This window comes from Vreelandella sp. F11 (genome assembly GCF_042466685.1).
Classification (GTDB): Bacteria; Pseudomonadota; Gammaproteobacteria; order Pseudomonadales; family Halomonadaceae; genus Vreelandella.
The window spans coordinates 4652481-4674025 of the sequence record NZ_CP170448.1 but is presented as its reverse complement, the minus strand read 5'-3'; the positions used below and the strand labels follow the sequence as shown (position 1 = coordinate 4674025).

At 55.6% G+C, this 21545-nt stretch carries 20 protein-coding genes; 18 read left to right on the top strand and 2 right to left on the bottom strand.

Annotated elements, in window-relative coordinates; all coding sequences use genetic code 11:
- Window positions 1–41 precede the first annotated feature (41 nt).
- The 5 genes from ACFIOZ_RS21325 to ACFIOZ_RS21305 all read left to right on the top strand — a co-directional run bounded on the left by ACFIOZ_RS21325 (window position 42) and on the right by ACFIOZ_RS21305 (window position 5787).
- Window positions 42–1493: an aldehyde dehydrogenase gene (locus ACFIOZ_RS21325; RefSeq protein ID WP_386084154.1), complete on the top strand. Its 1452-nt coding sequence runs from the start codon at window positions 42–44 to the stop codon at window positions 1491–1493.
- A gap of 55 nt (window positions 1494–1548) precedes the next feature.
- Window positions 1549–2595: a TRAP transporter substrate-binding protein gene (locus tag ACFIOZ_RS21320; protein WP_386081124.1), complete on the top strand. Its 1047-nt coding sequence runs from the start codon at window positions 1549–1551 to the stop codon at window positions 2593–2595.
- A gap of 347 nt (window positions 2596–2942) precedes the next feature.
- Window positions 2943–3968: a TRAP transporter substrate-binding protein gene (locus tag ACFIOZ_RS21315; RefSeq protein WP_386081122.1), complete on the top strand. Its 1026-nt coding sequence runs from the start codon at window positions 2943–2945 to the stop codon at window positions 3966–3968.
- A 12-nt stretch (window positions 3969–3980) separates the two neighbouring features.
- Complete coding sequence (locus ACFIOZ_RS21310) at window positions 3981–4508, top strand: TRAP transporter small permease (RefSeq protein ID WP_386081120.1); 528 nt, start codon at window positions 3981–3983, stop codon at window positions 4506–4508.
- Complete coding sequence (locus ACFIOZ_RS21305; protein WP_386081118.1) at window positions 4498–5787, top strand: TRAP transporter large permease; 1290 nt, start codon at window positions 4498–4500, stop codon at window positions 5785–5787. Before ACFIOZ_RS21310 ends, ACFIOZ_RS21305 begins: the two co-directional genes overlap by 11 nt.
- A gap of 6 nt (window positions 5788–5793) precedes the next feature.
- Here the strand turns inward: ACFIOZ_RS21305 and ACFIOZ_RS21300 are convergent, their stop codons facing one another.
- A complete protein-coding gene (locus ACFIOZ_RS21300) occupies window positions 5794–6696 on the bottom strand; it encodes a helix-turn-helix domain-containing protein (protein WP_386081115.1) in 903 nt (300 codons plus the stop codon).
- A gap of 146 nt (window positions 6697–6842) precedes the next feature.
- On the opposite strand from ACFIOZ_RS21300, the gene pobA reads away from it, so the two are divergent.
- The 3 genes from pobA to ACFIOZ_RS21285 all read left to right on the top strand — a co-directional run bounded on the left by pobA (window position 6843) and on the right by ACFIOZ_RS21285 (window position 9451).
- Complete coding sequence (gene pobA / locus ACFIOZ_RS21295; RefSeq protein WP_386081114.1) at window positions 6843–8027, top strand: 4-hydroxybenzoate 3-monooxygenase; 1185 nt, start codon at window positions 6843–6845, stop codon at window positions 8025–8027.
- A gap of 156 nt (window positions 8028–8183) precedes the next feature.
- The gene (locus ACFIOZ_RS21290) at window positions 8184–9005 is read left to right on the top strand and encodes a 3-keto-5-aminohexanoate cleavage protein (RefSeq protein WP_386081113.1); all 822 of its coding nucleotides are present in this window, start codon (window positions 8184–8186) and stop codon (window positions 9003–9005) included.
- Between the two features lie 38 nt (window positions 9006–9043).
- Entirely contained in the window at window positions 9044–9451 is a 408-nt protein-coding gene (locus ACFIOZ_RS21285; protein WP_386081112.1) for a nuclear transport factor 2 family protein, read from the top strand.
- Window positions 9452–9484: 33 nt separating this feature from the next.
- On the opposite strand, the gene ACFIOZ_RS21280 is transcribed toward ACFIOZ_RS21285, so the two are convergent.
- On the bottom strand, window positions 9485–10390 hold the full coding sequence (locus ACFIOZ_RS21280; RefSeq protein WP_386081110.1) for a LysR family transcriptional regulator: 906 nt from the start codon (window positions 10388–10390) through the stop codon (window positions 9485–9487).
- Between the two features lie 203 nt (window positions 10391–10593).
- Here ACFIOZ_RS21280 and salA point away from each other — a divergent pair, with 203 nt between their 5' ends.
- The 10 genes from salA (at window position 10594) to catA (ACFIOZ_RS21230) (ending at window position 21413) form a co-directional block, all read left to right on the top strand.
- Window positions 10594–11883 (top strand): salicylate 1-monooxygenase, encoded by a 1290-nt coding sequence (gene salA, locus ACFIOZ_RS21275; protein ID WP_386081109.1) that lies wholly within the window; start codon window positions 10594–10596, stop codon window positions 11881–11883.
- A 385-nt stretch (window positions 11884–12268) separates the two neighbouring features.
- Complete coding sequence (locus tag ACFIOZ_RS21270) at window positions 12269–13387, top strand: muconate/chloromuconate family cycloisomerase (protein ID WP_386081107.1); 1119 nt, start codon at window positions 12269–12271, stop codon at window positions 13385–13387.
- Between the two features lie 58 nt (window positions 13388–13445).
- Window positions 13446–13736, top strand: coding sequence for a muconolactone Delta-isomerase (gene catC / locus ACFIOZ_RS21265; protein ID WP_386081106.1), 291 nt, complete (start codon window positions 13446–13448; stop codon window positions 13734–13736).
- 62 nt (window positions 13737–13798) lie between these two features.
- Complete coding sequence (catA, locus tag ACFIOZ_RS21260) at window positions 13799–14773, top strand: catechol 1,2-dioxygenase (RefSeq protein WP_386081104.1); 975 nt, start codon at window positions 13799–13801, stop codon at window positions 14771–14773.
- A 92-nt stretch (window positions 14774–14865) separates the two neighbouring features.
- Window positions 14866–16233: a Rieske 2Fe-2S domain-containing protein gene (locus tag ACFIOZ_RS21255; protein ID WP_386081102.1), complete on the top strand. Its 1368-nt coding sequence runs from the start codon at window positions 14866–14868 to the stop codon at window positions 16231–16233.
- 33 nt (window positions 16234–16266) lie between these two features.
- Entirely contained in the window at window positions 16267–16755 is a 489-nt protein-coding gene (gene benB / locus ACFIOZ_RS21250; protein WP_386081099.1) for a benzoate 1,2-dioxygenase small subunit, read from the top strand.
- A gap of 24 nt (window positions 16756–16779) precedes the next feature.
- Complete coding sequence (gene benC, locus ACFIOZ_RS21245) at window positions 16780–17802, top strand: benzoate 1,2-dioxygenase electron transfer component BenC (protein WP_386081097.1); 1023 nt, start codon at window positions 16780–16782, stop codon at window positions 17800–17802.
- Window positions 17799–18599, top strand: a complete 801-nt coding sequence (gene benD, locus ACFIOZ_RS21240; RefSeq protein WP_386081095.1) for a benzoate diol dehydrogenase BenD — start codon at window positions 17799–17801, stop codon at window positions 18597–18599. Before benC ends, benD begins: the two co-directional genes overlap by 4 nt.
- A 74-nt stretch (window positions 18600–18673) precedes the next feature.
- Entirely contained in the window at window positions 18674–19918 is a 1245-nt protein-coding gene (locus tag ACFIOZ_RS21235) for a benzoate/H(+) symporter BenE family transporter (RefSeq protein ID WP_386081094.1), read from the top strand.
- Between the two features lie 520 nt (window positions 19919–20438).
- Window positions 20439–21413: a catechol 1,2-dioxygenase gene (gene catA / locus ACFIOZ_RS21230; protein ID WP_386081093.1), complete on the top strand. Its 975-nt coding sequence runs from the start codon at window positions 20439–20441 to the stop codon at window positions 21411–21413.
- Window positions 21414–21545 lie beyond the last annotated feature (132 nt).

The following is a 21545-nucleotide window of genomic DNA, read 5'->3' as shown; positions in this document are numbered from 1 at the left end:
GCTTTATACCAATATTCGACCACCCTTTTGAGGAGAGTCAGATCATGGATCTTAATCTTTTAATTGGTAGTGAGCAGTGTGCTGCTCGCCAAGGCGCGACCTTTACTCGAACTAACCCTCTCACCGGTGATGTTGTCACCCAGGCTGCGGCGGCATCCGCTGGCGATGCGGTTCGGGCGGTTGAAGCGGCTGCACAGGCATTACCTGCCTGGTCAGCGACGGGCCCCGGCGAAAAGCGCGCCAAGCTGCTTAAGGCGGCAGAGGTTATGGAAGCGCGCCAAGCCGACTTTATCGAACGCATGGTAGATGAAACCGGCGCTACGCCAGGCTGGGCAGGCTTTAACGTCATGGTCGCCGCCAGCATTCTGCGTGAGGCAGCGTCGCTGACCACGCAGGTAGGCGGCGAGGTTATACCCTCCAACGTACCCGGCAGTTTAGCGATGGGCGTGCGGGTTCCCTGTGGCGTGGTGGTAGGGATCGCTCCCTGGAACGCGCCGATTATTCTGGGCACCCGTGCCATTGCAACACCGCTGGCGTGTGGCAATACAGTGATTCTTAAGGCCTCGGAACAGTGCCCCGCCACGCATCATCTGATTGGCGAAGTGCTGATCGAGGCTGGTTTGGGCGATGGCATCGTTAATGTGGTGACCAATGCGCCCCCTCAGGCTGCCGAGGTCGTCGAGGCGCTAATCGAGCATCAAGCCGTACGGCGTATCAACTTCACCGGCTCTACCCAGGTGGGGCGCATCATTGCCGAAAAAGCAGCGCGTCATCTTAAGCCGGTCTTGCTGGAGCTAGGCGGTAAAGCGCCGTTCGTGGTGCTTGAAGATGCCGACCTGGATGCTGCCGTAGAGGCCGCGGCCTTTGGCGCCTTCTTCAATCAGGGCCAGATCTGTATGTCCACCGAGCGGCTGATCGTGGTGGACGCGGTCGCCGACGCCTTCGTCGAAAAACTGGCCCGCAAGGCTGAAACGCTGCGCGCGGGCGACCCTCGTGGTGAAGGTAACGCGCTGGGTACGCTGATCAATCGCGAATCGGGCGAAAAACTCAACGCCCTGCTGGACGACGCCCAACAGCATGGCGCTCGTTTAGCCTGTGGTGGCAAGGCCGAAGGCGTCATTATGCAGCCCACTGTGGTGGATGGTGTTACGAAGGCGATGCGTCTGTATGGCGAAGAGTCGTTTGGCCCGGTAGTCGCAATGATGCGCGTTAAGGATGAAGAGAAAGCCCTGCGCGTGGCCAACGATAGCGAATATGGCCTTTCAGCCGCTGTGTTCAGCCGCGACACCGCCCGGGCGATGCAGTTTGCCCAGCGTATTGAGTCGGGTATTTGCCACATCAACGCCCCCACCGTGCACGACGAGCCCCAGATGCCCTTTGGCGGCGTTAAATCGAGCGGCTATGGACGCTTTGGCGGTAAGGCCGGGATTGAGGAGTTCACTGACCTGCGCTGGATAACCATGCAGCTTGGCCCGCGCCATTACCCCATTTAGATAAGCGCCTGACACTATTTCTTTTAATAAGGCTATAAGTAAGGAGGTTACTACAATGACAATAAAACCCACACTCGCCAGCCTCGCGTTGTTAAGCGGCCTACTCCTTAGCGGTAGTGGCTACGCCCAAGACACGGTGACTCTGCGTTTGCACCACTTTGCTGCCCCTACCACGCCAGTGCAGACCGAGTATCTGGAGCCTTGGGCTAAGCGACTCGAAGAGCAGTCCGAAGGGGCTATCAAGGTGGAAATCTTCCCTGCCATGCAGCTAGGTGGGTCGGCTCCCTCGCTCTATGACCAGGCCAAGGACGGGGTAGTCGATATTGCCTGGACGCTGCTCAGCTATACGCCGAATCGCTTCCCCGAGTCTGAAGCATTCGATCAACCCTTCCTGCCCACAACGGGGGAAGCGACCAGCATGGCCGCCCACGAGTTTGCGACAACGCATATGCAAGACGCCTTCGAGGGTGTTTACCCCATCGCCGTATTCGCGCATACGCCGGGTAAAATCCATACCAGAGATGCGTCTATAGAGAGTGCCGACGATCTGAAAGGATTAGCCATGCGCGCGCCCTCAAAGACCATGAATCGTTACCTTGGCCTTCTCGGCGCTCAAGCGGTGGGCATGCCGATGCCGCAAATTCCAGAAGCGATTTCCCGTGGGGTGATCGATGGGCTGACGCTGCCATTCGAGAGTGCGGCGGCATTGGGTGTGTTGGATATCGCCCAAAACCACACCTTTTTCGAGGGTGAGCAGGGTTTATACACGGCGATGATGGTGCTGGGCTTAAACCAAGCGAGCTATGATGCACTTTCGCCGGAACTGAAACAGGTGATTGATGATAATGCCGGGCTTCAAGAAGCGCAGCGTATCGGCCAGGTCATGGATCAAGCGGAAGAGAAGGCGATTGAAGCTATTGAAGCGAGTGGTGAAGGTGAAATGTTCTACATCGATCAAGACTCACTGGCGCCCTGGCAGGCGGCGGCTGAGACGGCCACGGCTCAGTGGATTGACGACATGGGTAACCGAGGCTTTGATGGTCAACTGCTCTATGATGAGGCGACCCGATTGGTAGAGGAGTATACCGAGCAGACAATGTAGCCAGTATTTGCTCTTATCAGTAAGCCGTCTTCGTACTAGTGAAGGCGGCTTTTTATTTTTGTATCGGGAGATGGCTAATCGCGTGGTTTTTCGGCAATTCGACTATAGTCGTGAAGCGATATTGGAAAAGTCCAATTTTTTGATGCTATTTTGCTTTTGGGACGGGGTAGCAGGCTGGAACAGTGGTTACCTGTGATCGTGCGGGTTTAAAGGCTCGCTGTGGCGCTTAAACATAGACGAATGTCGATTAGCCTTACGCCTGATAGTGGACTAATGTGGTTGCTTAAAGCGAACTAGTATTCGCTATGCGAACTTACAATAGTCCAAGAAAAGTCCTGGAGGCTCCCATGAAAATTTCCCTATCCCGGTGTGTGTTGGCAGCGGCGATTGCTGGCCTGGCCATTAGCTCTGCCCAGGCAGAGACCACCCTGCGTATGGCTCACTTTTGGCCTGGCCCTTCAGGCGTTAATCAGGATGTTTTGCAGGCATGGGCCGACACCATTGCCGAAGAGTCCAATGGCGATCTCACTATTCAAATGTTTCCCGCCGGTACCTTAGCCAAACCGGACTCCATTTATGAAGCCGCGGCCAATGGTATTGCCGATATTGGTGCCACTGCCCAGGGCTATACGGCCGGTCGCTTCCCGCTCTCACAGATCGTTGAGCTGCCCGGGGTAGCGAGTACGGCAACGCAGGGCGCCTGCGTACTGCAAACACTTTTTGATGATGGCCATTTGGATAGCGAATACGAAGATACTCGCCCGCTATTTATGTTTACCACGGGCCCTGGTGGTATTCACACCATCGACACCGACGTAAAAACGCCTGCTGATCTCGAAGGGCTGCGCATCCGTCGCCCCACCGCGGTGGCGGGCGAAATGCTTGAAAATATGGGCGCAAGCCCGGTGGGCATGCCAGCCCCCGATATTTATACCTCCATGCAGCGCGGCGTTATTGATGGCCTGAGCTTCCCCTGGGAAGGCTTAAAAGGCTTCCGTATCAACGAACTCGTCAACTATCACACCGAAGTGCCGTTCTACACGCTGATCTTTGTGGCGACTATGAATCAGCGCAGCTACGACAGCCTGACCCCCGAGCAGCAGGCGGTGATCGATAATAACTCCGGTATGAAATGGGCTGAAAACGCTGGTGCGGTATTTGATCGTCTCGACGTTGAAGGCAAGCAAGAGGCTGCCGACGCGGGCCATACCATTCGCGAAATCGAAAATCCGCTGGAGCATCCAGACTGGCAGGAGCCGCTTGAAACAGGCATCGAAAATTACCTGACGCAGCTGGAAGAGCGCGGTCTTGATCAGGCGCGCGATGTCTATCAGGCGGCATTGGCAGCCAGTGAGTCTTGCAGCGCCCAATAGGGGTAATGTGTCATGCAGTCTACTCTTTACCGGGCCAGCCATTGGCTGGCCCTTATTTGTCGCTTGGTGGCCGGGGTCGCTTTGATTGGCCTGCTGGCGGTTACCATTGCTGATGTCAGCACACGCTATCTTTCCCGGTTGACGGAGGGCGCGATTGCGCTGCGCGTATCGGGGAGCGTGGAGTTGGTTAGCTACTTGATGCTGTTCGCGCTATTGGCAGCGATGGCGGCTAATGTCGAAAAAAGCCAAGTGGTGGTGGAGGCGTTCTCACATCGCTTACCGCAAACAATCAAAAATCGCGTGCAAGGCGTCTTTTTGCTCGGTTTTATGGCGCTGGGGCTAATCCTGTTTGTGGGTTTACTGGATTCTGCTGCTGCCGCTACGCGGCACGGGGAAATAACCCAAGACCTGCGATTGCCCATGGGGCCGATTTACCAGTTGGCGGCAGTGCTTAGTTTGCTATTGGGGATACGCAGCTTTATTCACGCCTTGCTAGGCATGATTTATGCGGCGGGTGAGGAGGCGGCTCATGGGGAGTGAAGCGATTGGAGCCATTGGGCTAGGGCTTTTATTGGTACTGATGATTCTGCGTGTGCCGGTCGCCTTGACCATGCTGATTGTCGGGGTCGTGGGGTTTGCCCAAGTCATAAGCTGGGACGCAGCCGTTGCACAATTAAAAACCGTTCCGGTTGAGGTGCTCTCTAACTACAGCTTCAGCGCCGTGCCCATGTTTATTTTAATGGGCGTGCTGGCTGCTCACTCGGGGATGGCCGGTAAGCTGTTTGATTCAACTCGTATTATTTGCGGTGGCTGGAAGGGCGGCCTGGCAATTGCGGCGGTGGGCTCTTGCGGCATCTTCTCCGCTATCTCCGGTTCATCGCTGGCGACGGCGAGTACCATGACCCGGGTGGCGCTGCCGGAGATGGAGCGCTATGGCTATAACCGTGGCTTAGCCACCGGTGCGCTGGCTGCTGGCGGCACGCTGGGCATTATGATTCCGCCCAGCATCGCGCTGCTGATTTACGCCATCCTTACCGAACAGTCCGTTGGTGATATGTTTATGGCGGGGCTAATCCCTGGCCTGCTGGGGCTGGTGATGTATTCACTGACCATTACGGTAGTCATGTACCTGCGCCCTTCCCTAGCCGTAGCGGGCGAACCCACTGCCTGGAAAGAGAAGCTGCTCTCGCTGACCGGTTTAGTGCCCTTCTTTGGCGTTTTCCTGGTGATGATTTTAGGTATCTATTTTGGTGCCTTTACACCGACGGAAGGGGCCAGTGTCGGTGCGTTCGCCACGCTGCTCTACGCCTTGGCAAAAGGCATGCGCGGTGCCCAGCTATGGCACAGCGTACAAGAGACATTGGCGCTCTCTGCGGTGGTGTTCTTTATGCTGGTGGGGGCTGAAACGCTGGGTTACTTCATCTCAGTGTCGCGAATTTCGTTCTCTATCACTGACCTGCTCTACGGTATGGATCTCACGCCCATCGTCGTAGTGCTGTGCATCCTGGCACTCTACTTTGTGCTGGGCATGTTTATGGATTCTATCGCGATGCTGGTGATCACCGTGCCGGTGGTTTACCCGATTATTCAGGCCATGGGCATCGACCCGGTATGGTTCGGTATTCTTACCGTGCTGACGGTAGAGCTGGGGCTAATGACCCCGCCGGTGGGGATGAATGTGTTCGTGATTAAAGCGATGGCGCCGCATGTCGGGCTGGGGGAGATTTTCAAGGGCGTGACACCTTTTGTCGTGTCTGACTTGCTCCGCTTGACACTCTTAATCCTCTTTCCGGTGCTCTCGACCTTCTTTTTGCTCTAAGAAGTGTTAACGCCCTTGCGATTGACGCAGCCGAAACTCCCGCGGTGAAAACGTGGTATTACGCTTAAAAAAGCGCGTGAAGTAGGCCGGTTCAGAGAAGCCTAAGCTGTCGGAGACCTGGCCAATGGTCATATTGGTATAGGTGAGCTGGCGCTTGGCTTCCAGTAGCAGGCGTTCGTGTAGCAACTGCAGGGCGCTGCGTCCGGCGAGCTGGCGGCAGAGCAGGTTCAGGTGCGCGCTACTCACCCCTATCTGCTCGGCTAACTGCTCAATACTTGGCTGCTCGCGATAGTGGGCTTCGATCAGCGCTTGATAGTGCTCTAAATGCTGTCGTCCTTTGTCACTTTGGCGGGGGCCATAGCGTTTTGCCATGCGGCCTGCATAAGCACAAAGACGCGATAGCTCGACTACCAAGGCTTGGATAAGCGCTTCGAGTAGGCTGTTGCGTCCAGGGGCCGGTTGGCGGTACTCCTGGTCGATCTGGGTCACCAGCGTGGCAATTCTGTCGGTCTGGTTTGGCTGGAGCAGCGGATAGAAGTCGGCTTTTTTTAGCGTACTGCTCTCACCCATTAGTGCATGTAAGTGGTCGGCCAGCGGTTTGGCCAGGGTGATAATGTGTCCTTCCACATCCGGTGAAAAGAGAAAGCCGTGAATAGCCATCGCGGGCACAACGATAGCGCTGGGGCTCTGCAGCTGATGGCTTGTTCCCTCCAGTTCCAACTCAACGCTACCGTGAGAAACAAATAGAATATGCACGAGATCAGCGTGGCGATGGGGCCGGATACGCCAGTCATGTAGCTGGCTGCGCTCGGGGATCGACTCACAGTGGAGCAAGTCGGGCGTGGGCCAGTGCTGCGTCTCGCCATACAGCTTAAATACTGGAACGGACGTTGCCGACGAGGCTGGCATCACCGGTATCTCCTATACGACTAAGGTGGGGTAATAAAGCGCTAAATGTCCAATAATTGATCTAGATCATGCCTTATTATGCGGCTTGTTTCATTGAAAAATACAAGTCATATGTTTTAGATAATGACAATGATGAGGCATCCCCTATGAAAACGCAGGTCGCGATTATTGGCTCAGGCCCTTCTGGCCTACTGCTGGGTCAGCTACTGCATCGCCAAGGCATTGATAACGTGATTGTTGAGCGGCGTAGCGGTGAGTATGTATTAAGCCGTATCCGCGCGGGTGTGCTTGAACAGGGCATGGTGAACTTACTGCGCGAAGCGGGGGTTGACCAGCGGATGGATGAAGAGGGCTTACCCCATGACGGTTTTGAGCTTGTTTTCGACAACCGCCGCGTGCGGGTCGCACTCGATGAGCTGACCGGCGGCAGCAGAGTGATGGTATACGGCCAAACCGAGGTGACGCGGGATCTGATGGAGGCCCGCGCCGCCGCTGGCGCGACAACGCTCTACGAGGCGGAAAACGTTCGGCCCCACGACCTGGAGAGCGACAGCCCCTACCTCACCTTTGAACATAACGGTGAAACGGTCAGGCTTGAGTGCGACTACATCGCCGGGTGCGATGGTTACCATGGCGTCTCCCGTCAGGCGATCCCTCAAGAGCGAATCAAGGAATTTGAGAAAATTTATCCGTTTGGCTGGTTGGGCTTGCTATCGGATACCCCGCCGGTCTCGGATGAATTGATCTATGCGAGCCATAAGCGTGGCTTTAGTCTGTGCAGCATGCGTTCCGCCACCCGCAGCCGTTACTACCTTCAAGTACCCTTGGATGAAAAGGTAGAAGATTGGTCGGACGAGCGTTTTTGGCAAGAGCTGAAGCGCCGCCTGCCTGACGACGTTGCCGCAAAGCTGGTGACTGGGCCTTCGATTGAGAAGAGCATCGCTCCGCTGCGCAGCTATGTGGTCGAACCCATGCAGTACGGGCGGCTGTTCCTGGTCGGCGATGCGGCGCATATTGTACCGCCCACCGGGGCTAAAGGGCTTAACCTGGCCGCCAGCGACGTCAATACGCTCTATCGGCTAATGGTGAAGGTCTACCAGGAAGGCCGTACGGATTTGATCGAGCGCTACTCGCAAACCTGCCTGAAGCGCATCTGGAAGGCGGAGCGCTTCTCCTGGTGGATGACCTCCATGCTGCACAACTTCTCTGAGGAGGAAGATTTCAACAGCCGCATGCAGTTGGCCGAGTTGGACTACGTCACCAGCTCACAAGCGGGGCTGACGACTATCGCGGAAAACTATGTGGGTTTGCCCTACGAATCGCTGGAGTAGTCTCTAACCTTTCTCCATTGATCTTCCTTGCCCAGGCTGATGCTTGGGCTTTTTTTCGCCTTTTCACCATGATTTGAATTTGACGCTAGTAAATATCTGGCCTATCTTGTTCGTATGACAAATTAATATTCGCTATGCGAACATAAGGAGGTTTACATGTCCCAGCCCTGTATTATCTGTGTCGCCATTACCGGCAGTCTGCCACGCAAAGAGAACAATCCTGCCGTACCGATTACGTTGGAGGAACAGATCGAAAGTACCCAGGCGGCGTTTGAAGCAGGAGCCTCTATTGCTCACTGCCATGTGCGCAACGAGGATCAAACGCCTTCATCCGACCCAGAAAAGTTTGGCCGCCTGATGGAAGGGCTTAAGAAGCACTGCCCCGGTATGATTATTCAGCTCTCCACCGGCGGGCGTTCCGGGGCAGGAGAAGCCCGGGGTGGGATGCTCCCGCTGAAGCCTGATATGGCCAGCCTCTCGGTGGGCTCCAATAATTTCCCCAATCGTGTGTACGAGAATCCACCGCAGTTGGTGGAGTGGCTGGCCGATGAGATGCTCAAGTACGGCGTCAAGCCTGAGATCGAAGCGTTTGATCTGTCGCATATCCACCAGGCAGTGAGTCTTTCCAAGCAAGGCAAGCTAAAGACGCCGCTCTATGTGCAGTTTGTCATGGGCGTCAAGAATGCGATGCCAGCAGACAAGCCAACGTTTGATTTCTATATCGAGACGCTCAAGCGGCTGGCGCCAGATGCGCAGTGGTGCGGTGCGGGCATTGGAGCCAATCAATACCTGCTTAACGAGTGGTCGATTGCTGCAGGCGGTCATACGCGTACCGGGCTTGAGGATAACGTTCGCCTGGATAGCGAAACGCTGGCGCCTTCCAACGCGGCGTTGGTCGAGCGCACCGTCGCCCTATGCGAAAGGTATGAGCGGCCGGTGGCTACCTGGCAGCAGGCCCGTGAGATGCTTGGGTTATAACAGTACAAAACCGACAAGTAATAAGCAGGAGTAAAGAGATGACGAATATCACTGTCGTGGGTGATGCGCCAGAAATAGACGAGATCAAACGGGTTGTACAACTCTATGTGGATGGCTTTCAAGGCGGTATAGAAAAGCTTCAGGAAGCCTTTCATAAAGAGGCGTGGATTTTTGCTCTGGACGCTGAGGGCGCCTTGGCAACTGACCTGATCAGCGATCGCTTTGAGCGCTGGGCGAATAGCCAGCGAGCGGTGAAGAGTCGTTTTATTGCCATCACCCAGGCCGGAGAGGTCGCCAGCGTGCTGCTAGGTTTTGATAATAGCGAAAACCTTGAGGACTCTTGGGTCGATGTGATTGCCCTGCTCAAGATCCAAGGCGCCTGGAAAATCACCAATAAGACTGCTGCCCACAGTACGCGCGCGGCGTGGGCCAAGCCCAGCGCCTAGGGCCTGCTGACGTTGGTTCTATTCAGGTCGGTTCTATTCAGAGAACATTGAAAACATAAGCCCTCTTAACCAACGGTTGCCGGGATCTTGATGAAAGCGACGGTGCCAGAAGAGATTGATGGAAATCTCTGGAAAGGCTAGCGGGTGCTCACGAACAATAAGCCCAAATCGTTCACACGTCGCCTCGGCCAGCTTACCCGTCACTGTCACCACTAAATCGCTGCTGCTGACAATGTAGGGAACAGCAGCGAAATGCGGCAGCGTTAATCTCACCGGGCGCTTAATACCAGCATTTGCTAGCTGCTCTTCTACTACTCCGTGGCCGGTTCCCTGGGCAACGACAACAGCGTGATGGGCTGAGCGAAACTCCTCTAAGCCGAATTCACCCGTGGCGAGTGGGTGGTCATGGCGCATAAGGCAGACATAGCGCTGCACAAATAGACGCTGCTGATAAAAGCCAGCGCCAAGCTGTGGAATCAGCCCAACGGCTAGATCGATCTGACCCTCTTCCATCTCATATTTCAGCCCATTGTTGGGGCTGCGAGCGGTGTGGAGTGAGATTCCTGGTGCTGTTTGAGAAAAGTGCTGCAACAAGCGTGGTAGAAAAATGATCTCACCAATATCGGTCATGTTGAGATTAAAGGTGCGCTCACTCAGGGCTGGGTTGAAATCATCACGCAGGTTCAGGGTGTCATTCACTCTGGCTAATGCGTCCGCAATGCCGGGGTGAAGCTGGCTGGCGCGAGGCGTTGGCTGGAGCCCTTGCGAAGTGCGTTCGAAGAGCTCATCACCCAATAAAAGGCGCAAACGCTTTAACGCATGGCTGACCGCAGGCTGCGTAATACCAAGACGTAGTGCGACCCGCTGCGTGTTCTGCTCCTGATAGAGCAGGTCAAACACAACCAGCAAGTTCAGGTCGATATCGGCAAGTTTGACCATCAGGATGCGCTCTGTTGGGAGTTCGACAATAGTCTATTGTCGTCGCAGGAAGTGACTTCATCTCTTTGATTCATATTGTTATTAGCACCGTTTATAGTTCAAATGAAAGGGACTGTGTGGTGGACGTTGTTTCATCCTAATAGCGTTAGGGGCAGAGCGTGAAGCTCACCATGATAACGATAAACCCCCGAGCGGAGTGGAACATGCCAGCTAAACCTACACAGCAAAAACGTCTCTCGATTGGTATTGTCGGTGGCGGTATCGGTGGCGTAGCCTTCGCCGTCGCGCTATCTCGGGACAACGGTCTTGATGTTCAACTTTTCGAAGCCGCCCCCCAGTTCTCAGAAATTGGCGCCGGGGTCTCCTTTGGCCCCAACGCGGTGAAAGCCATTCAACTGCTGGGGTTGGAAGAGGCTTATCAGCGTATTGCCGACTCCTCACCAGCCCCCTTTGAAGATGTGTGGTTTGAGTGGCGGCGGGGTAGTGATGATGGCTACTTAACCGCCAGTTTAGCCCCTGGGGTGGGCCAATCTTCAGTACACCGTGCCGATTTTCTGGATGCCATTGTCGCCAATCTACCAGAAGGCATCGCCCAATTCGGTAAGCGCTGTGTCGAGGTTAAGCAAGCTACCGATAGTGCCACCGTCTGCTTTGACGACGGCACGCACTTTACCGGCGATGTGATTATCGGCTTTGACGGCATCAAGTCCGCGGTGCGCCGTCATGTTCTGCCCCCAAAGAAGTACGGCGAGATATCCCCGTTCTGGAGTGGTACCTACGCTTACCGCGGCATGATCCCAACTAACCAGTTGGAGGCTGCCCTGGAAGCAAAGGGCAGAGAGAAGCGCCTAGCGCTGGTGCCCCAGATGTACCTAGGCAAAGACCGACACATTCTGACCTTCCCGGTTAAACAGTCGCAACTGGTTAACGTGGTTGCCTTTATCACCGACCGCCCAACGCCTAATCCTGCACTACCTGAAGGTGAAGAGTGGGTACAAACCGTCACCCAACAGGAGATGCTGGACGTCTTTGAAGACTGGAGCCCAGCTTGCCAGGCAATTCTTGAATGCATTTCTGAGCCAACCCGCTGGGCGCTGCATGAGCTACCGGAGCTGGCCCACTACCACCGTGATCGTGTGCTGATTGTCGGCGATGCTGCCCACGCATTAGTACCCCACCAGGGGGCTGGGGCCGGTCAGGCACTTGAAGATGCCTATGTGCTCGCCACTCTGCTGACGGATGCCAGTTGCCACCGACGCAACGTAAGCGATGTGCTAGCCGCTTTTGAACAGGTGCGCCATGCACGTACCTGCAAGGTGCAGCGCACTTCTCATGAGGCAGGCGACGTATACGAGTATGCGGGTATGGGTATTGGCAGTGATGAGACCAAACTCATCGAGAACCTGGAAAACCGCTTTGATTGGCTCTGGAACCATGATCCTCGTGACGATGTAAGAGCGGCACGACAGGTAATGGAAGCGCTAACCCATTAGCTTATAGCCACACAGGGTTAACTAACTGCCACTGTTAATGATCAATTCAGCCGCGCAGCTCCCTTAATAGTTAGTCGCAGAGTTTGTGCGCTGAAGACATCGCTATAGTTTGCCGTTGGTTATTCATCTACTGTTGGATAAACCGTCATCTAAACGGGACTATCTTCTTCAAGTTGTTAATAAATATAAAAATATTAGTTCGATAAAGAAGATAAGTAGAGGGTGCGTCAGCTAAATGATGATTGCTATTAGATAAAAACTAAGCTCTCACCACCCGGTCGTGATACCTCCACGGTATGGCTAAGCACCTAAACAATATTGGTTCCCTCTTGCTCACGCAATCAAACTGACATCAAGTCAACGATTGCCAGACGCTGGAGCCTGCATGTCAACCGTCATCCAACATATTGAGACGCTGCTGGTCGACCTACCGACCATCCGTCCTCACAAACTCTCCATGACCACGATGGCCTGCCAAACCATGGTGATTGTGCGCATGCGCCACTCCGACGGTATCGAAGGGCTCGGCGAAGGCACCACCATTGGCGGCTTGGCCTACGGCCCAGAAAGCCCGGAGAGCATTAAGCGCAATATTGATACTTACCTAGCCCCCCTGCTGGTCGGCCAGCCTTCCAACAATGTTCACCAGTTGCGCGCTCGGCTTCACCGCCATGCTCGCGGCAATATGATCGCCAAATCTGCCTTAGAAACGGCTCTGTTGGATGCTCAGGGCAAACGCTTGGGATTGAGCGTCGCCGAGCTGCTGGGCGGCGCACGCCAGGATCACTTGCCTGTGCTATGGACGCTAGCCAGCGGTGATACCGCCAAAGATATTGATGAGGCCATGCTGCGCTTAGAGCAGCGTCGGCACTGCGACTTCAAGTTAAAAATTGGTGCTAACCCTGTGGATCAGGACGTGCGCCATGTGGCGGCGATCAAGGAAGCGCTGGGTGATCGCGCCAGTGTGCGCGTTGATGTTAATCAGGCCTGGGATGAGTCGACCGCGGTGCGCGGTATTCAGGCGCTGCAAGATGCCGGCATTGAGTTAATCGAGCAGCCCATCCACGCCCGCGAACACGCCGGGTTAGTTCGCTTGGCTAACCGCTTCAATGTGCCAATGCTCGCCGATGAGGCGGTGCAAGATGCCCGCGATGGACTGGATCTCGTCTGCGGCGGCTTCAATGGTGCCTTTGCCCTGAAGATCGCTAAATCCGGCGGTATTTACGGGGTACTAGAGCTAGCCCACGTCGCCCAAGCGGCTGGAATTGGCCTATATGGCGGCACCCTGCTAGAGGGCACCATTGGCACGGCTGCCTCTCTACACGCCTGGGCGACGTTGCCGGAAATGGCCTGGGGTACGGAAATGTTCGGCCCACTGCTGCTGAAAGACGACATCGTCGTTGAGCCCCTCAACTACACCGAGTTTGGGGTGGAGTTGCCGCAAGGGGCTGGGCTCGGCATCACCTTAGATGAAGATAAGTTGGCGCACTACTCACGTAAGTAAAAGCCGCAGTAAATAAAGCCATCGCTTGTGATCGCCCGCGATGAAAGAGGAGAGCCATATGCTGTTTCAAGTAGAAATGACCGTTAAGTTGCCGCCCGACATGCCCACAGAGCAAGCGGCCAAGATTAAGTCGACTGAAAAGGCGTATTCCCAAGACCTACAGCGTCAGGGTAAATGGCGTCACTTGTGGCGAGTGGCGGGCAGTTACTCGAATGTCAGTATTTTTGACGTTAAAGATAACGCCGAGCTGCAAGAAGTCGTCAGTAACCTTCCGCTATTCCCTTATATGGACATCAGCGTCAAGCCACTCTGTCGTCATCCTTCTTCTGTGCGTGATGATGACACTTAATTACTTATAGAACGCGCCAGTTCTTTTATAAAACAACAGCCTATAAAAAAAGAGGTTTCACCATGACCGTGAAGATATTCGATACTCCCGAAGTCCAAGAATTTGTCAAAACCGTGGCCGGCTTTGATCAGTCAGGCGGGAATGACCGCGCCAAGCAGATCGTTCACCGCCTGGTCGGCGACCTGTTTAAGCTGATCGACGACTTTGATGTCACCGAGGAAGAGTACTGGGCGGGCGTTAACCTGCTCAATGCCCTGGGTAGCCAAACCCAGTTTGGCTTGCTCTCGCCCGGTCTCGGCTTTGACCACTTCCTCGATATGCGCCAAGACGCCATCGACGCCGAAGCCAAGCGCACCGGCGGCACACCGCGCACCATCGAAGGCCCGCTCTACGTGGCCGGTGCCCCGGAAGCGGAAGGCTTCGCCCGCATGGACGACGGCAGTGATCCCAATGCCGAGGTGATGTGGCTGACCGGTCAGGTGCGAGATGTCGACGGTACCCCGATTCCCGGCGCCAAGGTTGAAATCTGGCACTGCAACTCCAAGGGCGGCTACTCCTTTTTTGATCCCTCCCAGGATGAGTACAACATGCGCCGCACGATCTATGCGGACAGCGAAGGGCGCTATACTGCGCGCAGCATTATTCCCTCCGGCTACGGCGTGCCCGAAGGTGCTCCCACCGATGTGGTACTCAAGTCCCTGGGCCGCCACGGCGAACGCCCGGCGCATATTCACTACTTCGTCTCCGCTCCAGGCCACCAGCACCTGACCACCCAGATCAACCTGGCAGGCGACCCCTACACCTTTGACGACTTCGCCTTTGCCACCCGGGAAGAGCTGGTGGTGCCCGCCGATCGGATTGAAGATCCGGCCGAGATTGCCAAGCGTGACCTGGACGGCCCGTTCTCCCACGTGGTGTTCGATGTGGAGCTGGCCCCCACAGCGGCGCCTGAGCTTCAGGTGCGTCACGCCCGCCCCCGGGCAAAGGAGGACGAGCAGGATCTAGCCAGCCAACTCGCCGGTACCGCCAAAGTTTAAGTCTAATAACTTCGCGCTGACGCTTGCCGTCGACCACTGTCCGGTGCGTCAGTGCTACCCCAGGTTATGCCAAAGCATTGAGGAGAGAGATCATGACCACACAGCTTGATCAGCTCGAAGCCCGCGTGCGCGGTGCTGTACAAGATGACCCTGACAACGGCATTTTCCGCTGCCACCGCAGCATGTTCACTGACCCCGCCTTCTTCGAACTGGAGCTAAAGCACATCTTCGAAGGCAACTGGCTATTCCTGGCCCACGAGAGCCAGGTCGCTGAGCCTGGTGACTACATGACCGTCACCATGGGACGCCAGCCGGTGCTCATCACCCGCGACAAGCAGGGCGAACTTCACGGCCTGATTAATGCCTGCGCCCACCGCGGCGCCACGCTATGCCGTCGTAAGCGCGGCAACAAAGGCACCTTCACCTGCCCGTTCCACGGTTGGACGTTCAAAAACGACGGTCAGCTGCTCAAAGCCAAAAACGAGAAGAACGGCGCCTACCCGGATAACTTTAAACAGGACGGCTCCCACAACCTCAAGCGCTTGCCCCGCTTTGAGAACTACAAAGGCTTCTTGTTCGGCAGTCTGAGCGATGATGTACAACCGCTCGAACAACACCTGGGTGAAACCACCAAGATCATCGACAACATCGTTGACCAAGCGCCTGAAGGTCTGGAGATCCTGCGCGGCACCTCCTCGTACACTTACACCGGCAACTGGAAGCTGCAGGCCGAAAACGGCGCCGACGGCTACCACGTCAGCTCCGTACACTGGAACTATGCCTCCACCATGGAGCGCCGCAACTACGACGCGGGCGGCACCAAAGCGGTGGACGCCGACGGCTGGTCGAAGAGCAAAGGCGGCTTCTACTCCTACGAAAACGGCCACATGATGTTGTGGACTCGGCTGCTTAACCCGGAAGTGCGCCCGGTCTACCAGCATAAAGACTGGATCCAGGAACAGTTAGGTGAAGCGCGCGCCGACTCCATCGTCAACCAGACCCGCAACCTCTGCCTCTACCCCAACGTCTACCTGATGGATCAGTTCTCCACCCAAATCCGCGTGATCCGCCCCATCGCCGTGGACAAAACCGAAGTCACGATTTACTGCTTCGCGCCCAAAGGCGAAGCCGCCGAAGATCGGCGTGTGCGTATCCGCCAGTACGAAGACTTCTTCAACGTCTCCGGCATGGGCACGCCCGATGACCTGGAAGAGTTCCGCGCCTGCCAGGAGGGTTACAACGGCGCCCTGGCCGAATGGAACGACCTCTCCCGCGGGGCCCAACAGTGGATCGAAGGCGCCGATGAAACGGCCCAAGCCATCGACATGAAGCCCCTGCTCAGCGGCGCCTCGCCGGAAGACGAAGGGCTCTACGTGCTGCACCACAAGCACTGGGTCGACGAAATGCTGCGCGCCATCGACAAAGAGCGCAGCCAGTTTATCGCCACCGCGTCCACCTAAGCGTCCAGAGTCAAAAGAGAGGAGAGAAGTGCCATGAGCATTAGCTATCACGATATCCAAGCTTTCCTGTACCGCGAAGCGCGGCTGCTGGACGACCGCCAGTGGGATGAGTGGCTCACGCTGTACCGCAAAGACGCTGAGTTCTGGATGCCCGCCTGGGACGATGATGACCAGTTGACTCGCGACCCGCACAGCGAAATCTCGCTGATCTACTATCCCAACCGGGAAGGGTTGGAAGACCGGGTGTACCGGATCAAGACCGAGCGTAGCGGTGCAAGCACGCCCGAGCCGCGCACCACCCACCAGGTGACCAATCTGGAGATCCTTTCCCAAGACGGTGACACGGTGGAGCTGCGGTTTAACTGGCACACGCTGAACCACCGCTACAAGAAGACCGACAGCTTCTTCGGCACCTGCTTCTACACCCTGGATGTGTCAGGTGAGACCCCGTTGATCACAAGAAAAGTCGTGCAGTTGAATAACGACTATATCCATCAGGTTATCGACGTGTACCACGTGTGACCTGAGGAGAGAGGAGAGTTAATCATGAGTTATACCATTGCCCTCAACTTCGAAGATGGCGTCACCCGCTTCATCGGCTGTAAAGAGGGAGAGACCGTTCTCGACGCTGCTTACCGGCAAAAAGTTAACCTACCGATGGACTGCTCTGACGGCGTATGTGGCACCTGCAAAGGCCACTGCGAACAGGGCGAATTCGATATGGGTGACGAGTATCTGGAGGATGCGCTTTCCGATGAGGAGGCAGCTGAAGGCCAAGTGCTTACGTGCCAGATGGTGCCTTCTTCGGATTGCGTTATTCAAGTGCCAGTGGCATCCACGCTATGTAAAACACAGGTGGGCAAGGTTGAGGGTACGGTAGCGGCGGTGGAGCAGCTCTCCGAGGATAGCATCGAGCTGGCCGTCGATTTAGCGCAGGAGAACCTCGCTTTTTTACCGGGTCAGTACATCCATATCGATGTGCCCGGTACCGAGGTGCACCGCTCCTACTCTTTCAGCTCGCTGCCGGGGGATAAGCGCGCCACCTTTTTGATCCGCAACATTCCCAATGGGGTTATGAGCGGCTATTTGACCGAGAGGGCGGCGGTGGGCGAAAAGCTTACTCTGACCGGCCCGCTGGGGAGCTTCTATCTGCGTGAAGTGACACGCCCGGTGCTGATGCTTGCTGGCGGCACGGGGCTGGCTCCGTTTCTCTCCATGTTGGCGCAATTGGCCGAAAAGGGCTGTGATGCACCGATTCATATGATTTATGGCGTCAATAAAGATGACCATCTGGTCAAAACCGACGCGTTGGATGCTTTTGCAGAAAAGCTCCCTGGTTTTACCTACGCCACTGTGGTGGTCGACGAAGCAAGCGAACATCCACGCAAAGGGTATGTAACGCATCACATGGGCGCCGAGGTGATGCATAACGGCGATGTGGACGTTTATCTGTGTGGCCCACCCCCGATGGTGGATGCGGTGCTGAAGTACTTCGACGCTGAAGGCATCGAGCCCCAGAGCTTCCACTATGAGAAGTTCACCCCTAATCAAGTGGGAGAAGCCGCATGAGTTACTCAGCCGTTAACAGTGCGCGTTTTCAAAAACGGGTAATGGTGGTCACTGGAGCTGCCCAAGGGATTGGGCAGCGTGTTGCCGAGCGTGCCGCCGCCGAAGGTGCCCGCTTGGTACTGGTCGATCGAGCTGACCAAATCCACGAGGTTGTCGCTGAAATAAGCACGCAAGGGCGGGACGTGATTGCGGTACAAGCCGATCTGGAAACATGGAAAGGTGCGGAACAAGTGATGCAGGAGACGCTGGCTCACTTTGGTCGTATCGACATTCTGGTGAACAACGTTGGAGGCGCGATTAACTTCAAGCCATTTACCGAGTTTAGCGAAGCCCAAATCGCCGCAGAGATCAACCGCTCCCTAATGCCTACGCTCTGGTGCTGCCGCGCCGCACTACCCACCATGGTGGAGCAGGGCAGAGGTGTCATCGTCAATGTCTCTTCAGCGGCTACCCGGGGTATTCACCGCATTCCGTACTCGGCAGCCAAAGGTGGCATCAACGCGCTAACCGCATCGCTGGCATTTGAGTATGCCGAGTATGGTATCCGGGTAGTCGCCACGGCGCCTGGGGGTACCGAAGCCCCGCCAAGGAAAATTTCGCGAGGAACGCCTACGCCAAGTAACGAGACAGAGCAGGCGTGGTTTCAGGCGCATATCGATCAGACCAAGCAGAGCTGTTTAATGAGCCGCTACGGCACCCTGGATGAAATGGTCGCACCTATTCTATTCCTTGCGTCCGATGAGGCCAGCTATATCACCGGGAGCGTACTGCCCGTGGCAGGCGGAGACCTTGGCTAACAGTAGATGAAACCAATAAATCTAAATAAGCGTTAATTATAACTTTAAGCATAATAATACCCCTGGAGAAAACCGTGAAACATATTGAGAAAGGCGTCAGCCTAAGGCATGCGCCCCGCGATTTCCTGCGCGACCTCAATGCCGACAACGCCAGTACTGGCCTAGTGGCGGGAATCTTAGGGCTCAGCGTTGGGGTCGTTCACATTAGCGCCGGCACCTCAGCCGGCCTCGACTCCTCCTTCATCATGATTTGGGTGATCAGCTACCTGATGATCAATGGTCTATTCGGGCTATTTATGCCAGCCTACTACCGATTGCCGCTACCGATGGCCAACTCGATCCCCGGTGCGCTGATGTTCGCAGCGGTCATTCCTGTGATTGGCCTGGAGGCTGCATTAGGCGCAAGCTTGATTGCCGGAGTGATTACGTTGGTCGCTGGGGTGACTGGCGTGATGGGTATCGTTATGCGTTTGATACCGATGCCGATAGTGATGGGCATGGTGGGTGGTATGCTGCTTAGTTTTGGTCTCAATATGGTTAATCCGTTGGAGAGCGCTATCGTGCCTGCCTCCATCATGATCCTGGCTTTCTTCATCTCCGCACGCCTTTTTCGTAAAATTCCCCCTCTGGTTGTCGCGATGCTGGCGGGAATTCTTTACCTGATAGCGACCGGCGTCGATCTGTCAGGTATCGAGGCAACGATTCGGTTTCCCGAGTTCATTCTCCCTGAATTCACGTTAGGCGCTTTCCTAACCTACGGTTTACCACTTGCCATCATCTTGGTAGGCATGGAAACGCCCGCGGGCGTCGGCCTGGTAAAGGGGATGGGCTACAAAGAAGTACCCGCCAATGCGATCACCTCAGTGGGCGGTTTAGGTACCATGGTGTCGGCGTTTTTCAATCTGCACAGTACCTGTATTGCCGCGCCCATGACCGGTGTCTGCGCCTCACCGGAAGCCGGGGCTCATGATAAACGCTGGGTAGCGGCGGTGATTGCCGGGGCTATCTTTGTGGTTGCCGCCCCTTTCTACGGTTATGTGGTTAGCCTACTGGAAGCCACGCCGCGCTACTTTATCGCCATTATTGCCGGGCTGGCACTTATGCGCGTGATCACCTCGTCAATGGCTATCGCCTTTTCAGGTAAGAAGCATGAGATAGGCGCGCTGTTTGCCTTTTTAATTGCTGCATCCGGAATTCAGATTCTTGGGATAGGCGCCACGTTCTGGGCATTAGTGCTGGGCGTGATTGTGTCGGCCATCTTTGAAACTAAAGACTTCGAGTTTATTTTTACCCGTGAAATAGCCAAAAAGAGCGGCTGATCTCACGTATCTGCTTCCGCTTTACCGTCGCTATCCTCCTTGACCCGCCTCTGCTTATGCAGTGCGGGTTTTTTTCCATTGCGCATCTGGCTCTCCCTTTATCCTTTTGTCTTAAGTTGGGCGTAATGGCTACTACTTTTGAGAGGGGCAGATGAGTGTTCTTCCTCACAAAAACCACTTTATCGGTTTAAAGCCTGAGTTAATGAGGAGTTCAGCTGAAAGTTATTAGCATATTTAACATTAGTATTTTATATTTTTTCTTTATAAATAGAAGGTTAGCTGTTTTTGCTGATTGTATTTAGGGAGGGAATATTCAACATAACTCCCCTCTGAGATACCTATCAAGTATGGAAAGGAACTCAAACGATATTGGTCTGGAAGTCACGGCATGGTCGATATTAGTGGCGAACATAAAAACAACTGTCGTCTTTAGGCCCTTGATAGGCACTTACTCCTCAAAACGTACTGCCACTATCGCCGGGCTCCAAGACAACAAGAAAACCAACGATAGGGTTTCACCATGACCGTGAAGATCTTCGACACCCCCGAAGTACAAGACTTCATCAAAACCGTTGCTGGCTTTGACAAAGCTGGCGGTAATGACCGCGCCAAGCAAATCGTCCATCGACTGGTCGGCGACCTGTTCAAGCTAATCGATGACTTCGATGTCACCGAGGAGGAGTATTGGGCGGCGGTTAACCTGCTCAATGCCCTGGGTAGCCAGACCCAGTTCGGCTTGCTCTCGCCTGGTCTCGGTTTTGATCACTTCCTCGATATGCGCCAGGACGCTATCGACGCCGAAGCCAAGCGCGCCGGCGGCACGCCGCGCACTATTGAAGGCCCGCTCTACGTGGCCGGTGCCCCGGAAGCCGAAGGCTTTGCCCGTCTGGACGACGGCCAGGACAACAATGGTGAGACTATGTGGTTGACCGGCCAAGTGCGCGACGTGAACGGCACGCCGATTGCCGGTGCCAAGGTCGAGATCTGGCACGCCAACTCTAAAGGCTGCTACTCCTTCTTTGACCCCTCGCAACCCGAGTACAACCTGCGCCGCACGATCTATGCGGACAGCGACGGCCGCTACACCGCGCGCAGCATTATCCCCTCCGGCTACGGCGTACCTGAAGGCGCTCCCACCGACGTGGTGCTCAAGTCCCTGGGCCGCCACGGCGAACGCCCGGCGCATATTCACTACTTCGTCTCCGCTCCAGGCCACCAGCACCTGACCACCCAGATCAACCTGGCAGGCGACCCCTACACCTTTGACGACTTCGCCTTTGCCACTCGGGAAGAGCTGGTGGTGCCCGCCGAGCGCATTGAAGACCCGGCCGAGATCGCCAAGCGCGACCTGGACGGCCCGTTCTCCCACGTAGTGTTCGACGTGGAGCTGGCTCCAACCGACGCCGCCGAGCTGCAAGTGCGTCACGCCCGCCCACGGGCTAAAGAAGACGAGCAGGATCTTGCCAGCCAACTCGCCGGTACTGCCAAGGTTTGATTGGTTGAGCGTCCTTCCGTTAGGAGCGTCGGAGGAGATCGAGTCGTGCAATTGAACAACGACTATATCCATCAGGTTATCGACGTGTATCACGTTTAATCGGCACTGACGTGACAGGGATGCCGCTGAGTT

Excerpts from the sequence above, each read along its gene's own strand:
- ACFIOZ_RS21320 (WP_386081124.1), top strand. The coding sequence starts at position 1,549 with ATGACAATAAAACCCACACTCGCCAGCCTCGCGTTGTTAAGCGGCCTA.
- ACFIOZ_RS21315 (WP_386081122.1), top strand. The coding sequence starts at position 2,943 with ATGAAAATTTCCCTATCCCGGTGTGTGTTGGCAGCGGCGATTGCTGGC.
- ACFIOZ_RS21310 (WP_386081120.1), top strand. The coding sequence starts at position 3,981 with ATGCAGTCTACTCTTTACCGGGCCAGCCATTGGCTGGCCCTTATTTGT.
- ACFIOZ_RS21305 (WP_386081118.1), top strand. The coding sequence starts at position 4,498 with ATGGGGAGTGAAGCGATTGGAGCCATTGGGCTAGGGCTTTTATTGGTA.
- ACFIOZ_RS21300 (WP_386081115.1), bottom strand. The coding sequence starts at position 6,696 with ATGCCAGCCTCGTCGGCAACGTCCGTTCCAGTATTTAAGCTGTATGGC.
- pobA (WP_386081114.1), top strand. The coding sequence starts at position 6,843 with ATGAAAACGCAGGTCGCGATTATTGGCTCAGGCCCTTCTGGCCTACTG.
- ACFIOZ_RS21290 (WP_386081113.1), top strand. The coding sequence starts at position 8,184 with ATGTCCCAGCCCTGTATTATCTGTGTCGCCATTACCGGCAGTCTGCCA.
- ACFIOZ_RS21285 (WP_386081112.1), top strand. The coding sequence starts at position 9,044 with ATGACGAATATCACTGTCGTGGGTGATGCGCCAGAAATAGACGAGATC.
- ACFIOZ_RS21280 (WP_386081110.1), bottom strand. The coding sequence starts at position 10,390 with ATGGTCAAACTTGCCGATATCGACCTGAACTTGCTGGTTGTGTTTGAC.
- salA (WP_386081109.1), top strand. The coding sequence starts at position 10,594 with ATGCCAGCTAAACCTACACAGCAAAAACGTCTCTCGATTGGTATTGTC.
- ACFIOZ_RS21270 (WP_386081107.1), top strand. The coding sequence starts at position 12,269 with ATGTCAACCGTCATCCAACATATTGAGACGCTGCTGGTCGACCTACCG.
- catC (WP_386081106.1), top strand. The coding sequence starts at position 13,446 with ATGCTGTTTCAAGTAGAAATGACCGTTAAGTTGCCGCCCGACATGCCC.
- catA (WP_386081104.1), top strand. The coding sequence starts at position 13,799 with ATGACCGTGAAGATATTCGATACTCCCGAAGTCCAAGAATTTGTCAAA.
- ACFIOZ_RS21255 (WP_386081102.1), top strand. The coding sequence starts at position 14,866 with ATGACCACACAGCTTGATCAGCTCGAAGCCCGCGTGCGCGGTGCTGTA.
- benB (WP_386081099.1), top strand. The coding sequence starts at position 16,267 with ATGAGCATTAGCTATCACGATATCCAAGCTTTCCTGTACCGCGAAGCG.
- benC (WP_386081097.1), top strand. The coding sequence starts at position 16,780 with ATGAGTTATACCATTGCCCTCAACTTCGAAGATGGCGTCACCCGCTTC.
- benD (WP_386081095.1), top strand. The coding sequence starts at position 17,799 with ATGAGTTACTCAGCCGTTAACAGTGCGCGTTTTCAAAAACGGGTAATG.
- catA (WP_386081093.1), top strand. The coding sequence starts at position 20,439 with ATGACCGTGAAGATCTTCGACACCCCCGAAGTACAAGACTTCATCAAA.